Origin of the sequence: Vibrio sp. Evd11 (assembly GCF_900382755.1) — a bacterium.
In the GTDB taxonomy this organism is placed as follows: Bacteria; Pseudomonadota; Gammaproteobacteria; order Enterobacterales; family Vibrionaceae; genus Vibrio; species Vibrio lentus.
Genome location: NZ_OSDX01000096.1, coordinates 1 through 13,819 on the forward strand (window position 1 = coordinate 1; position 13,819 = coordinate 13,819).

A 13,819-nucleotide genomic window follows, 5' to 3' on the forward strand; every position below is an offset into this window, starting at 1 on the left:
ATAGCTAAAGCTGACCGACTAAAGTCGGTGGTTTTAACCTTTTAGGAGACTAATAAAGTTAGCGCTGATTGAATTTATGCAGGGGTTAACCACCCCAGATGCGCCATTTGACCAATATTTACGGGGGGATATAAATGCCCTTTCCGACGCCGCACAACGGGGTGGGAAACCTTCCAAGATGAGGGCTGTATCCGTTGTCATCAAGGCACCAATATTGGCGGAGGTATGGTGATGCGATTTGGATATTTTGGATTATCAAAGACAGGTTCCGAACGAAGTGAAGATCAAGGTCGCTTTATGTTTACCGCTCAACCACAAGACAAGCACTTATTCCGTGTTGCTAGCCTTAGAAACGTCGCAATCACAGCACCCTACTTTCACGATGGACAAACCGCTACGCTAGAAGAGGCGATTAAGATTATGGGAGAGAGCCAGTTAGGAAAAACATTTGAGGACCAAACCATTAGCGACATCAAAACCTTTCTAGAAACCCTCACCGGTGACCGTCCTCAGATGCTAGTGGAGTTTGAAAATGAATAAAATCAGACTCATCTTTTTACTGTTTATCTCACTATTTGTGGGCTTAGTCAGCTTTATCATGCTGACCTATTTTGAGCATGAGAAAGTCACTAAATATGGTGAATCTGTCCGTGAGCTCGGGCATGAAGTACTAGAAATGCGCGATCAGATAACCAATGCGGCTCTCGCGGGGATCTCGAACCCTTATCAAATGACGGCAAATTTAGTCACCCTAGAAAAAGAACTGCAATTGCTCAAAGGTAGCTATCAAGGTACTAATATCCACTCAGTGTTCTTTCGAGGCTTACAAACCCCGGAGTTACTTGAGCGTTTCCACACCGCTTCTATAGCGAACGTGGATACGCTAGACAACCTCGTCGGATTGAGTGTTGCCCGTCAATTCATTCTGCAATCCCTAACTCTACAACTCACAGAAACTGGCTCAAGAGATGGCTCACACAATATTGACGCGATCACATCTTCAAACATAAATGTTCAAAGTGAGCTGCTCGCTAGCGTGCTGTTTGCAGGCACACAAATTCAACATCAAGGCATAAACTCAGACTTGGCTAACCTGTCTAAAACGTTTACTGAACTTAATGAGCAACAGAGCCAACTGCTATCACGCGTGCTTTCGGTCCATAGCATGGAATACCTTGAGCAGATTGAACATCAATTTACCGATGTTCAAGACCAGCTTAAAAGCATCATCGTTAAACTCATCATCACATTGGCGCTACTCACCTTTGCCTTCTCATTCACCCTCTTTATCCTGCGTGTCTTTGAGTTAAAGCGAAACAACCTCTCCTATCAAGAAGCCGCAGACAAAGCGGAAAAAGCCAACAAGCACAAATCATCATCGATTCAGGTCAACACCTCGTTACCATATTGAATGACATTCTCGACTTTTCTAAGGTTGAACAAGGAAAAATGGAGCTTGAATACAGCCCATTCTCAGTCAAAGACGTGGTTACACACCTTGATAAAACATTGACGCCACTTGCCACTGACAAAGGCCTCGATTTTGTCATCAAGGACAGCATCCCTGCCAATATTCAGTTGGTGGGAGACCCCGCACGTACCCGTCAGATTTTATTTAATTTGGCAGGTAATGCAGTCAAATTTACTGAGTCAGGCAAGGTCGAAGTGGAGTTTTTGATTGCACCGACAACCCCGCCAAGCGTGAATATTTTGGTGACTGATACTGGTATTGGCATTGCAGAAGATAAGATCGACCATATATTCACAGCCTTTGAACAAGCCGAGCTTTCAACGACACGTAAATTTGGCGGAACAGGGTTAGGACTGTCGATTGTGAAACAATTAGTCGAACTGATGGGCGGAAGTATTGTAGTCACTAGCCAACTGAATGCAGGTACTCAATTCGCTATCTCTTTGCCGTTAGAAATGCACGAACTAGAAGAGAAAATCGTCGTTCAAACACCAATCAGAACCCATCAGACTCTCGATAACTTCTCAGTATTATTAGTCGAAGACAACAAGATCAACGCGATGGTAATCAGGAAGTTCTGTGAATCTATCAACTTAACGGTTGAGAACGCCTACGATGGTTTACAAGCTTTAGACAAACTAGCCTCAAACCAATATGACTTAATCATCATGGACAATCACATGCCGAACATGAGCGGTATTGAGGCGATTCAAAAAATCCGCAACGAACTCAAGCTAACTACCGTGGTTTTCGCGTGTACAGCCGATGTGTTTAAAGAGGCGCACGATGAATTTATTCTGTCAGGGGCTGATTTCGTACTCACCAAACCATTGCAGAAAAACAGCTTACAAAACGCCATTAATGAGTTTCATCACCAATTTGAGGTTAACCGACATAACTCGGCTAATGTACACAACCGTCCAAACAAAGATGAAAGCAATATCACCATATTGACACGTCTGCCGAAGAACAAGTTACCACTCACAGAAGAAGAGGTGTCGCGCAGTCTATTGCTGACTAGCGGTAAGATGGAAACAGGTGAGAAACTCGAATGTTTGACCTCTCTCGTCGAGGAGTTAGATAACGAAATTGACGAATTGATAGAGTTATTTTCTAGCGCCAGACCGTATGATCTCTGCAGAACCTTAAACGCAGTCAGAGCGATTGCATCAAGGTTTGAGATGACAGAGGTACTTGAGCTTGCAGTTTCCGCAGAACAGGTAACCGAGCATCACACAATGCCTGAGGCCGAATTACTTCAGCAACTGATCAATCGATTGATGGTTAACAGCCACCAAGCCACACGCTTAATACAAAAACTCAATCAGCAAGCTAATACAACGGGAAATGAGGCATCGAAATAATACGGGGGCAATAACGATTAGCGACATTGTATATCGCGTTATTAAGCACGGTTTATGCTTTCAAGTTTTATCCTTACGTTAAGTTTCGGTGAATTTTACCAAATAGAGACTCGGTAACTTGAAATACTTCGTCCTGCGTGAGATCGTGACTTACTCTAACCATAAACAACTGTATGATTATGAAGACTATCCAAAGCATTGCCCTACTTACTGCTATTGTTGCTGCACCAGCAGTATTAGCTGACGTTGAAATCCAAGTTCCATCAAGTGTTGATATCCTAGCGGTAAACGAAGCTAAGCCTGACCTAGATGGCAGCTTATTTTCTTCTCATAAAACGCTAACCGTTCCTGATGGTCAAAACCAAATCGTATTCCAATATCAACTTGCTTTTGATAAAGGTAACGACCGTGAGTTTGTTGATAGCGACGCTATTATCGCAACTTTTAGCGCTACGGACGCCGCATTGACGTTTGATATGCCTAAATACCGCAATACCGCTGAAGCGAAGAAAGGCTTTGATAACCTAGATTGGAAATTGGTTGATGAAAACCAAAATGCAATCAGTGTTAAGCAAGACAAACTAATGAAAGATGGGATGCAGATTGGTCGCAAGTTCCCTCAAGAAGCGAAAGAATACAACCAAAAAGGCGGCATTGCTGCATTAGCTATGGGTACAGCAGCTGGCGCAACGGCAGCGGTTGTTCAACCAGTAACACTACCAGCAAAGATTGATGCCCACGCTGCTAACACGGCCGAAGAAATGCTCTACTTCTGGTACGACAAAGCAGACGCTGAAACTAAGCAAAAATTCAAAGATTACGTGAACAAGTAACCTCACTTGTGTCACTTAATACTTTTTTCACTTAAAAATAAAAGAAGCTGGCATATTGCCAGCTTCTTTTTTATCTCAACATTCATTATTAACCTAAAGCAAACGCAAGACTAATCGATTGATATTGCTTCACCATTTACTCTAGCAGGCCAACCCAACTGTTTATATTCGACAGCCAACAAATACGCACAACGACTTGAGATCGTTGTCTTAATCCAGTCACCTATCCCACACACTTTGTATTCCAATACGGCCATTTTCATAACTACATTACTCACTAAATTTAAATTTTATAAATATCAGGCGTAAGTTATCGATATTAGTGAGCTATGTATGTTCCCAAAAGAACACAAGACCATGATTTACTCATAAAGAGGGACTTAGAACGCCAAAACATCTCGATAACGAAATGTTGTTAATCAAATGAGAATCAACACTATTGTGGCTTCATTTTCGCCATAGGGTCACGAATCATCAAATTCATTGGAGAAATACGCTCATATAAGCCCTCGACATCCGAAATAAACACCTTGCCCCGCTGAATTTTCACCATGCCTAATTGTTCAATTCCCTTTAATACTTCGTTTAATCTAGGCCTGGATATACCAGTGATGGTGCTCAGTTGGCTTTGCGAAATGTTGATACTGAGTGTTGCACCTGCAATATTGGTTTGGCGAGCCGCCAATTCTAACAATACATAAATCGTTTTTTGTTCTTTCTCATGAATAGACGACAAGAAAGCTTGAATCCAAATAGATTGGGCTTTAGCGCCACTATGAAGAAGCCATTTAAATACCATGCACTTTTTTTCAGCGAGCTCTAATATCTTGTCTGAAGGGAAAAGTACCATTGTGATGGGCTCTACCTCTTCAGCTATAGCAAACAGGTTATAGTCAACATGAACCGACAGCGCACCGATCCAATCGCCTTTACCTACGACCCCACCCGACAGACTTTTCAAATTCTCAGTTGAAAAGCAGATACCAGCCGAACCGGTAAGAATATAAAAAACCCCTGGGAGATTTTGGAATTTTTTCGTAATCTCAAGGCTATGTATACCCGTTTTTAAAACGGCTATTTCGAGCAGACTGTCTATAAAGTCTTGCGGCAAATCACAAGGCCACTGAATTTGTTCACCGATTATTGGGTCTAACAACGATTTATACCTCCTTCGAAAATATCTATACAACGTTAACGCTATACCTCTACATCTTCTTTAAATGTAGTACATCATTACGAAGGCAATATGATTTATATCTAAATAAAATCAAATATCTTAGTAGCTTAACTCATAGACTTAGTTAGCGAGTGGTGCTCAACCCGAAATAAAAACGACCAACAGTGGCTGGTCGTTTGGTGGTTCTAAATGACGGGGCACTAAAAGCTAAAAGCTATAAGCTACCTTTTAGTGCTCTACCTGTTAGTAAACGAGTCTATTCAATATTAACAACACAGTTCGCTAGCTTGCTCAAGATACGCTTGAACCGCACCTCGGTACTGCTGCTTCAACGACTCTTCGATAAAGCTCGCTTCGATAGCATTCAAAGTAAACTGCGCCAACTCTTGCTCCGTCATATAATGAGCTTGGTTCACTGCGTTGAAGTTATCCGACATGTAGCCACCAAAGTACGCTGGATCATCTGAGTTAATTGTAACGGCAACACCTTTTCTCAACAGATCAACAATGTTGTGGTCTTCCATTACAGGGAATACTCGCAGTTTGATGTTAGACAATGGACACACGGTCAGCGGCATTTTCGTCTCAATCAATTCGGCAATCAAAGCGTCATCAGTTATACACTGCACACCATGATCAACACGACTCACACTGAGCATCTCAATCGCATCAACGATGTTTTGAGCAGGCCCTTCTTCCCCTGCATGAGCCACAGTCAAAAAGCCTGCCTGTTTGGCTTGTTGGAATACGCGCTGAAACTTCTCTGGTGGGTGTCCTAGCTCTGAAGAATCTAGTCCAACACCAATGATTTTATCTTGGTGCTTTAGCACGTCGGCGAACGTTTGGATTGCGCTCTCTTCAGACAGATGACGCAAGAAACAGGCAATAATTTGCGAGGTAATACCCAGCTCTTTTTGCCCCTGTTCAAGTGCATGATGAATACCGTTAATTACGGTATCGAATGCAATACCACGATCAGTATGTGTCTGAGGATCAAAGAAGATTTCGGTGTGAATAACATTATCGGCTTTACAGCGCTCTAAGTACGCCCATGTTAGGTCATGGAAATCTTGTTCAGTGCGCAGCGCATCAGCACCTTGATAATAGATATCGAGAAATGACTGCAAATCATCAAATTCGTATGCGCGTCTTAATTGCTCTGGGGATGAATAAGGCAGGTCGATCCCGTTACGTTGAGCGAGTCGGAACAGTAACTCAGGTTCGAGTGAGCCTTCAATGTGTAAATGCAGCTCTACTTTTGGAAGCCCTTGAATAAATGCGTTCATATTTCACCTACTATGGATTTTAGGTGTGCACTTACTCTGAATAATAGACAGGATGTTTTTGAACGCCATTACAAAGAGTAAGAACACAATTGTGATCTAAACCCTTCGTAATCAGCACTTTGCGGGAGCTGGTAGAGACCCCCAAACCATATCATTGGGGTTATACGAAGCAAACGGTTGCTACTATACACAGTTAAATCGTAATTTCACTAACCAATTACTCAATAAATTCGAGGCGCAGGACCTGGTTTATTCAGAACAACATTCGACTCTTTGGTTGACACACTTTGGTTATTACCGCTATTTTTGTCTTAAACAACCAATGACGGTCAATATGATAGATAACCAATTCGATAGCTTTGAAGATCTGCTTTCCCACCAAACCAACATTTTGACCGCTTGCCAACCCAAAGATTTCGATAGCACTTTTGCCTTGCTGGCAAGAGAAGCGTTAACTTGGTTTAAACTCGACAGGCTTACCCTCTTTCCAAACTCTATGATTCTTTTGGACACTGGCAAGAGTATCTCTGTATCCAAATCAGATACTCCACCGCTTGAAATGGAACGCTTTCTAAAAGGCAATTATCTTGATTATCTTAAGCTTTTGCGTTCAAAAAAGTGTTGGCAGTTATTCCCTGAAGAAACCCTCAAAAGCCACAAGGTCGACCCATTACGTGTACTTTATGAAGAAGGTGCAAATTGGCATGGGATTGTGAGCCTTTCGTTATTTGGACAACAATGGGGCGCTATCGGTTTCTCACGCTTCAACCGTTACGACACACCGATTGAAACGACGGACATGACACGAATCAAGCTGCTCAGTGACATTTGGCTCTGCTTTTGGCAGCACTCTAAAATGACGCGCAGTGTCACCAGCGACGAAGCCGACAACATCAACGAAAGTGAAAAGCTACTGTTGCTGACCAAAAAGCAATGTACGGTCCTGACTCAATTAGCCCAAGGTTATACTGCTAAGCAATGTGCGGAGATTCTATTTCTAAGCCCACGAACGATTGAATCCCACAAATACCGCATGCTAGATATTCTCGAACTCGATAATCACACTGAACTGATTCAATTTGCGCTGCGTAACGGCTTTGGGATCGACAACAATTAGTGCTCTCATTATAAAAAGCCCCAAACAACGAAATGTTTAGGGCTTTGTTCAACCGATATTACCGATATTATTTTGCCTGTTAAATCCAGACGAGTAGCTCACGATCAAAGGCAGTCAGGTCTAATTCGGGACATCAACAACATATCGATGTATTTCCCGTTTTTGAACGTGCTCAGCCTTTTGGTGCCTTCTAGTTCAAAACCTACGCCTTTATACAAAGCAATCGCACCGTGATTATCGGCATGAACCTCTAACTCAAGGCGAACGAGGTTTAGCCAGTTATCGGCTTGATTGATCGCTTCTTGCATTAATGCCTTACCGACCCCTTTGCCATGCATATCCGGATTAATCGCTATCGCAAGTCCAGCGCAATGTCTGTCTCTCACCTTCGTGGTCATGAATAAAGTAATGTGCCCGACGACCTTGCCAGAAACTTCCGCAACTAAAGTGAAATGGTCTGAGTGACCAAACAGTCGCTCCACTTGATCAGAGCTAAGAAAAGGCTTTTGTGAGGTATTCTCTAATACTGACGAGTGTCGATAAATATCAAAAATATCTTGGTTATCGGTGGGTTCAAGATGTCTAATTTGTATTTCCAAAGCGCTTCCTTATTATCTGATCCTAGATGTAAACTATTTTTCATATTACGGATAGCAACGAGCACCTACAACCTTAAAGGCGGTAAGTGCTCGAAATAACTTAACAAATAATAAAGCGAAAGCAGAACCCAAGTTCTAGCGAGTGCTTCGGCTATGTGTAACCGTTAAAATTTATAGTCAACACCAACGCTCGCGAGTACTTGTTCGGAGTTATAGAAGTCGATATTGGAATCAATCGTTCTTAGGCCAAGTAAGGTGATAAACGACCAATCTTCATAGCCCATCAAGCCACCAAATTCATAAGCTAGAAAGGCGCCGTATTCGTTCTCTTCACGTGCTTTGCCATAAATTGGGTTTGCTTCATCGTACTGACGATCACTAGCATCTAACGTCACAACAAAACCATGACGACCGATTCTCTTCGCGTAATTCAGTTCAATACCTTAACTGTCGAAGCTGAGTGCACCGCCTTCTGCATCTGAATTGAAATACACCATAGATGGAACGAACACGCCAGCTTGGTTGGGTAAGATGAAGGGGTACCCTGCTTTGGCGTACACATAAGTTCTTTCCCTATCCAATAGCCCTACTTCTTCGTCAGTCAAACCTAATTTATCTTCAGTACCAGATAGCTCATCATCAACGTCAGATTGACCAATTGCGAAATCCGTTCGGAAGGCGGTCCCGCCGATGTTGGTTAGTTGGAGTCGCCCAACATTACCTTTTACATCCGTTTCATTTCGATTAACGCCTACTGCATAAGGATCCGCCCAAGCCTTACCAGAGATAAGTGTCGGCAACACAGAAACGTCTAATATGGTGCCGCCTGAGAGTTGATGTCGATAACCAATCTCAAAGGCGATGGTACCCGTCGCAATATCCTCTCGCGTCGTACCTGCGTAAACTTGATGAGTCAGGGATTCACCAAAGGTGTACTGAACGGTTCCAAGAAAGCCGAGTAACCCCTGATTCTCACTATCCCCTTCCATGGTAAGGCTTGCTTGATTCGAATCTTGTTCGGTACTCAAATTACTGCTATCCGAGTAAAAACCGGCCAAAACACTGAAGTTACCGCTGAAGCCTTCACTTGGAGCAAGGCCACTATAAGCGGGCATTGAAGCAAATGCCGAAAACATAACTGGTAAAACGAACCTCATATTCACATCCATTATTTGAATAATCACCCGTTAACTATAACTACATAAATAGAATTATAACAAGTATTTAACCATGAGGATGAGTTTCGTCTGGTGACTTCGACAACCATAGCAAGTGGCTTAAGACTACAATAAGTTGATCTATCGCTTTTAAGCTTTCGTAATACATCTCGGAAATAACAGACAAACTCAAAGGACTACAATATGTTGAATCACTTAAGTAAGACTCTGTCAGTACTAGTTGCAACGTTGCTTTTTACAGCTTTTGCTCACGCTAACCACCATGAAATGAAGAAAGACATCGTTGATGTCGCAGCGGAAAATGGCTCTTTCACCACTTTAGTGGCGGCGGTAAAAGCGGCAGGCTTGGTAGACACGCTGAAAGGCGATGGTCCGTTCACTGTATTTGCGCCCACTGATGAAGCTTTCGCTGCATTGCCAGAGGGAACGGTCGAAATGTTGTTGAAGCCGGAAAACAAAGACAAGCTAGTCGCTATACTCACCTACCATGTGGTTCCAGGGAAAATAATGGCGGCTGAAGTAATGAAGCTGAGTAGTGCAGAAACAGTGCAAGGTGAGGCTGTAATGGTAGCAATTGACGACGGAAATGTAATGATCAACAAGGCTAAGGTCGTGATCCCAGACGTTAAAGCGAGCAATGGTGTAATTCATGTCATTGATGCGGTTTTACTGCCTAAGTAATCAAGCTATTTGACAGAAAATCAATATAAAAATTCTTTAAGGGTGTGACAAGTTCACACCCTTCTTATATTTCTCTACCTAGCCAATATCAGCATCAAACGGTACTGTTAGGACTTAACCGGTTGCTACACAAATAAGCGCCCAAACACCAGAAACGCCGCCATAGACACCACTTTGGTGAAAACCACTACCCAGATACAATCACCAATACTGGAATGCGTCGCCTTTCCGAGCAAGAATACAAACAAAATAAGCCCTAGAACCCAGCCCACTGTTGGAATCAATGACACCAAAGCTACGATAACGGCAATACTAAGCAGGGATTTAAAATCAGCCACAACGAAAGACATTTTTGACGCGATATACATACAACATGCTGTGATTAATGCGTCCATCACAAATGCTAAAGCTTCTATTCCCACTTCATTTCCTCTAACCAAAAAACGAGGTCAATATTATCGGTCACGCTATGAATTTTCATTGTAGAAAGACAATTACCGAAGCAATAACTGTAACAAAATTGAGACTCTCGTTGTTTTAGATAGAGACCTATTTTTCTTTGCTGTCGAACCCTTTAACTAACGCACCAGCGCGCGCTTTGTTGGCTTCTTGATAGGTACTAAACGCATCATCGTACTTCCCTCCGAACAAACAAAGAAAAGAATTAATGACGAATGAAAAAAATGAGATGACGACGACAAAGAGAGGAAACAGCCCCGAGACCCCGGCATCTAAGGCGAGAACCCCAACACCAAAGGACAACATCGACACTAATGTATATAGTTTAGACCGACTCACATGACTCATGAACAACACTCCTTGTATTCACTCAATGTTTAGATTGGACAAATTACCTTGCACACAATTTGAACTCATCGACAATATCAATAGATCGGAAAAAGTTATCCTTAAAAAGGTTTATTAATATTTCAAAGTAGGCCTCGATCTTCTAAAGAACGCTCGCCCACTTATCCGACCACCTTCTCCATCACGTAGTTGGTGAGTTTTACGCCACGCATCTCAACTTCCTGCTCATTGACGACCGTAAAGCCAAGGTGCTCATAGAAAGGTCTAGCGGTAATGCTCACCTCTGAAAAGTATCGAGAGACACCACGCACGGAACCGATTTGGAATACATGCTCCATCAAAGCTCTCCCAACCCCCTTCCCTTGATATTCATGATGACAGAAGAAGTGATCAATCAAGCCGTTTGGTTGTAGGTCAGTATAACCAACAACGCGGCCGTCCAACTCCGCAACAAAGGGTTGTATGCGATGCAAGCACTTTTGCCACAGCTCAGAGTCAAAATTACTTGGCGCCCAAGCCTCGACTTGCTCTTGAGAATAGTCACGAACGTTAATATTTCGGACGGTATGGAAATAGATCTCCCATAATGCTTTGGCATCACTCGCTTGGTAATTTCGAATTCTAACCACGACACACCCCTTTCATGTCTTGTTGATTTTCCATCTTACTGTTTACTAACGATGTTAACGATAAAACACAGCCAGCCAAATAGTCACAGCATCTTTGTCCGTACCAAGAACCTTGTGCTTTTCTCTCGCGGCAATATTGATGTAATCCCCTTTAGACAAGGTAACGACACGTCCGTCTTCGAACTCAATAACACCTTGCCCTTCTAACACCATAACCCATTCGTTTTCATCTTGGTCATACCAACCTTGTTCTGGAGAACTGTGCCCATGAGATAGTATTCTTTCAATCCGCACATTCTCAGTAGCAATGATGTCGTTGAAGATTTCGTCGGGTATTGACGAAGGCACATCCGAGTAGATATTTGACATCGCTCTCTCCTAATCCTTGTTAGATGAATATGGTGCAGTACTTTATCGTTTTATCTAAAGCCTAGCTTCTTGATCTCCTAAGCTATAAGCCCTAAGCCACAGCACTCTTTCTAAAATAGAAACGGTAATAGCCCACTAAGTTACTGCAGATAAACAAGGCTTCCATCACCACTGCGGTAGGTGAACCAATCAAATAGTTGTGCACTAACCAGAAACTGGTGCCGATAATCATCAGTTCTCTTAATCGACGGTCATCTTTATTAAATGCCGCAAACGTTTGAAACATCGAAGCACAACAACTCAAGACACTGATCAGCCCTGAGTAAGTAAAGGCTGTCGCAACCAGCGACATGGAACAGAACAAATATTTAAATTTGGGTGACGTAGAAAACACGCTCGTTAAATATCGAATGGTCGCGATGATCATCAAACTTGCCGCCGTCCATTGCTCGAGCAAAATGAAATGGCTAGAGATAAGAACGCCCGCAAAAAACAAGCATGTGACGATTTTCTTCCTTTCCTTAAATTGGAAGGACAACAAATCGAAACAAATAGCGATCGCGACGAGTACTTGAGACAGATAAAAGGCTGACACGATTATTCCTTAAGTAGTGACCTAGCAGATTTAAATTATGACGTTTCCGTTCTAAATAACGACATTGCTGTTTTATGAATGATATTGAAGTTTAGACTTTTAAAGTACCACTGATTACGGTGGTTGCAGACCCTATCAGTTTTATACGACCATTCGGCAATAGCTCTGTCGATACATACCCACCGCGGCGCGACGCTTGGTAAGCATTGAAATGCGCTTTGTTTAGTTTCTCTGACCAGTATTGTGTGAGAGCGCAATGCGCAGAACCCGTCACGGGATCTTCGTTAACACCAACCCACGGCGCAAAATAGCGCGAAACAAAATCAAGTTCAGAGTTCGACGATAATGCCGTCACAACGACGCCTCGACCTTTAATACGCTTTAGAGCATCAAAGTTTGGTGCTAAATCTAATAAAACTTGTTCGCTGACAACCTCAATAAACTGTTTGGTATCGAACTCACTGTATGACACGACTTGGTCTTCACACAGCCCTAAATATTCCAGCAAATCTTTATTAGCATCCAATCCAAGATCAAGCACAGTACTTGGGAAGTCAAGCTCGATTGTGGAGTCACAAACTGTGGCAGATAGCTTCCCTGAAAGCGTATCAAACGTTACAACCTCACCCACATTGACTAACCCTCTTTCCTTCATCACATGCGCTGTTGCCAACGTACCGTGACCGCATAATTTAACTTCAACTTCTGGTGTAAACCATTTCAACGTCATCGTATTGAGGGCTAAGAATGCCGTTTCTGATACTGCCATCTCTTCAGCAATCGAATACATCAACGACTCTTCTAAAGGTTCTTGTGAAATACAAACCCCAGCAGGGTTTCCTTTAAAAGCTTGTGTTGTAAACGAGTCCACTTGATATATATCTAAAACCACAACGGCTCCTAATGCTGAAACATATAATCTTGACTGCCACAATAAGTACAAATGCCCAGTGCTACAAGGAGTTAGCAGCAAATTAGCCGAGATCTCACGTAACGATCAGAAAAAAGGGAACTACAGGTGACAAGAATCTTAGGTCCGAATATGTTGAAATTGCCTAAATTGTAATGGTTTAGACACGAGGAAAGGTTCTAGCCGTGAAGACTAGTAGATACAGAAAATTAAGAAGAGAAGCGATATGCATAAACATTATCGTGGCGGATACGCTGGGCATCGCGCCACTGGCTTAATTGATAGACCATTACATCTAAATCAGAACTTAGCCTGTTAACAAGGTTACTGACGCACCAATGCCGACTTAACAATCGTTAACCCTAAAAGACCAAGCATTACCCCTGTCACCTTATCAATGTAATAGGCAGCGCGCGTAAACTCTCATCGAACTTTAGGTGCAGGAAGATTCCCCCGGGCATGCCCGGGGTACTTACCGTGACAACGCTAAAGCGTTGACCAAAATTACAAACAGCTTACGCTGTAATTTTGGAATTGGCATTCATCCACGGGTAAACCCGTGGTTTTCTGTATTCACAGAATAAAAGGAAGATAATCGCGGCATCCCACACAAACACAACCACTGTCATCCAAATGCCTAACCCTAATTTAAACATGAAACCCACCTCATTATTCAGTACAACCGTGAATAAGCTCAAATAGAACAACAGGTTTTTAGGATTAAGGATTCCCGATAGAAAACCCGTAACAAATAAGGATTAAGGTGTTGCGAAGCCAACACTAAATCCCGAGTGTTGAACAAG

Annotated in this window: 12 protein-coding genes, 5 pseudogenes and 1 riboswitch; of the genes and pseudogenes, 5 read left to right on the forward strand and 12 right to left on the reverse strand. The window is 42.6% G+C overall.

Annotated features, from left to right (window positions below; genetic code table 11):
• Window positions 1–52 precede the first annotated feature (52 nt).
• From ED652_RS22650 to ED652_RS22660, 3 genes and pseudogenes are all read left to right on the forward strand, one after another.
• Window positions 53–540, forward strand: a pseudogene (locus tag ED652_RS22650) (cytochrome-c peroxidase); the annotation flags it as partial.
• Window positions 533–2,835: pseudogene (locus ED652_RS22655) on the forward strand (ATP-binding protein). The pseudogenes ED652_RS22650 and ED652_RS22655, both read left to right, overlap by 8 nt.
• 179 nt (window positions 2,836–3,014) lie before the next feature.
• Window positions 3,015–3,668, forward strand: coding sequence for a DUF2057 family protein (locus ED652_RS22660; protein ID WP_122056250.1), 654 nt, complete (start codon window positions 3,015–3,017; stop codon window positions 3,666–3,668).
• 436 nt (window positions 3,669–4,104) lie between these two features.
• On the opposite strand, the gene ED652_RS22665 is transcribed toward ED652_RS22660, so the two are convergent.
• Complete coding sequence (locus tag ED652_RS22665) at window positions 4,105–4,824, reverse strand: Crp/Fnr family transcriptional regulator (protein ID WP_102512698.1); 720 nt, start codon at window positions 4,822–4,824, stop codon at window positions 4,105–4,107.
• A gap of 287 nt (window positions 4,825–5,111) precedes the next feature.
• Window positions 5,112–6,131 carry an adenosine deaminase gene (locus ED652_RS22670; protein ID WP_122056251.1) on the reverse strand — a complete coding sequence of 340 codons (1,020 nt, stop codon included), beginning with the start codon at window positions 6,129–6,131 and terminating at the stop codon, window positions 5,112–5,114.
• 88 nt (window positions 6,132–6,219) lie between these two features.
• Window positions 6,220–6,319: riboswitch (purine riboswitch) on the reverse strand.
• Window positions 6,320–6,465: 146 nt separating this feature from the next.
• On the opposite strand from ED652_RS22670, the gene ED652_RS22675 reads away from it, so the two are divergent.
• A complete protein-coding gene (locus ED652_RS22675) occupies window positions 6,466–7,248 on the forward strand; it encodes a response regulator transcription factor (protein ID WP_122056254.1) in 783 nt (260 codons plus the stop codon).
• A 104-nt stretch (window positions 7,249–7,352) separates the two neighbouring features.
• Here the strand turns inward: ED652_RS22675 and ED652_RS22680 are convergent, their stop codons facing one another.
• Window positions 7,353–7,847, reverse strand: coding sequence for a GNAT family N-acetyltransferase (locus tag ED652_RS22680; protein WP_065104768.1), 495 nt, complete (start codon window positions 7,845–7,847; stop codon window positions 7,353–7,355).
• Window positions 7,848–8,011: 164 nt separating this feature from the next.
• A pseudogene (locus ED652_RS22685) lies at window positions 8,012–9,004 on the reverse strand (DUF2860 family protein).
• Window positions 9,005–9,208: 204 nt separating this feature from the next.
• On the opposite strand from ED652_RS22685, the gene ED652_RS22690 reads away from it, so the two are divergent.
• On the forward strand, window positions 9,209–9,706 hold the full coding sequence (locus ED652_RS22690) for a fasciclin domain-containing protein (RefSeq protein ID WP_017105970.1): 498 nt from the start codon (window positions 9,209–9,211) through the stop codon (window positions 9,704–9,706).
• Between the two features lie 125 nt (window positions 9,707–9,831).
• Here the strand turns inward: ED652_RS22690 and ED652_RS22695 are convergent, their stop codons facing one another.
• The 8 genes and pseudogenes from ED652_RS22695 to ED652_RS22730 all read right to left on the reverse strand — a co-directional run.
• A complete protein-coding gene (locus tag ED652_RS22695) occupies window positions 9,832–10,128 on the reverse strand; it encodes a hypothetical protein (protein ID WP_029223673.1) in 297 nt (98 codons plus the stop codon).
• 127 nt (window positions 10,129–10,255) lie between these two features.
• Window positions 10,256–10,513, reverse strand: coding sequence for a hypothetical protein (locus ED652_RS22700; RefSeq protein ID WP_065112907.1), 258 nt, complete (start codon window positions 10,511–10,513; stop codon window positions 10,256–10,258).
• 161 nt (window positions 10,514–10,674) lie between these two features.
• A complete protein-coding gene (locus ED652_RS22705; RefSeq protein WP_122056252.1) occupies window positions 10,675–11,142 on the reverse strand; it encodes a GNAT family N-acetyltransferase in 468 nt (155 codons plus the stop codon).
• Between the two features lie 54 nt (window positions 11,143–11,196).
• Complete coding sequence (locus ED652_RS22710) at window positions 11,197–11,511, reverse strand: cupin domain-containing protein (RefSeq protein WP_102326045.1); 315 nt, start codon at window positions 11,509–11,511, stop codon at window positions 11,197–11,199.
• 91 nt (window positions 11,512–11,602) lie between these two features.
• Window positions 11,603–12,106, reverse strand: coding sequence for a YgjV family protein (locus ED652_RS22715; RefSeq protein ID WP_102282250.1), 504 nt, complete (start codon window positions 12,104–12,106; stop codon window positions 11,603–11,605).
• Between the two features lie 91 nt (window positions 12,107–12,197).
• The gene (locus ED652_RS22720) at window positions 12,198–12,998 is read right to left on the reverse strand and encodes a PhzF family phenazine biosynthesis protein (RefSeq protein WP_122056253.1); all 801 of its coding nucleotides are present in this window, start codon (window positions 12,996–12,998) and stop codon (window positions 12,198–12,200) included.
• 342 nt (window positions 12,999–13,340) lie between these two features.
• A pseudogene (locus ED652_RS24065) lies at window positions 13,341–13,463 on the reverse strand (lysine transporter LysE); the annotation flags it as partial.
• A 134-nt stretch (window positions 13,464–13,597) separates the two neighbouring features.
• Window positions 13,598–13,768: pseudogene (locus ED652_RS22730) on the reverse strand (lysine transporter LysE); the annotation flags it as partial.
• Window positions 13,769–13,819 lie beyond the last annotated feature (51 nt).

Bases quoted from the DNA above. Each gene is read 5' to 3' on its own strand.
- ED652_RS22710 (WP_102326045.1), bottom strand. From the start codon at position 11,511: ATGTCAAATATCTACTCGGATGTGCCTTCGTCAATACCCGACGAAATC.
- ED652_RS22660 (WP_122056250.1), top strand. From the start codon at position 3,015: ATGAAGACTATCCAAAGCATTGCCCTACTTACTGCTATTGTTGCTGCA.
- ED652_RS22670 (WP_122056251.1), bottom strand. From the start codon at position 6,131: ATGAACGCATTTATTCAAGGGCTTCCAAAAGTAGAGCTGCATTTACAC.
- ED652_RS22675 (WP_122056254.1), top strand. From the start codon at position 6,466: ATGATAGATAACCAATTCGATAGCTTTGAAGATCTGCTTTCCCACCAA.
- ED652_RS22700 (WP_065112907.1), bottom strand. From the start codon at position 10,513: ATGAGTCATGTGAGTCGGTCTAAACTATATACATTAGTGTCGATGTTG.
- ED652_RS22690 (WP_017105970.1), top strand. From the start codon at position 9,209: ATGTTGAATCACTTAAGTAAGACTCTGTCAGTACTAGTTGCAACGTTG.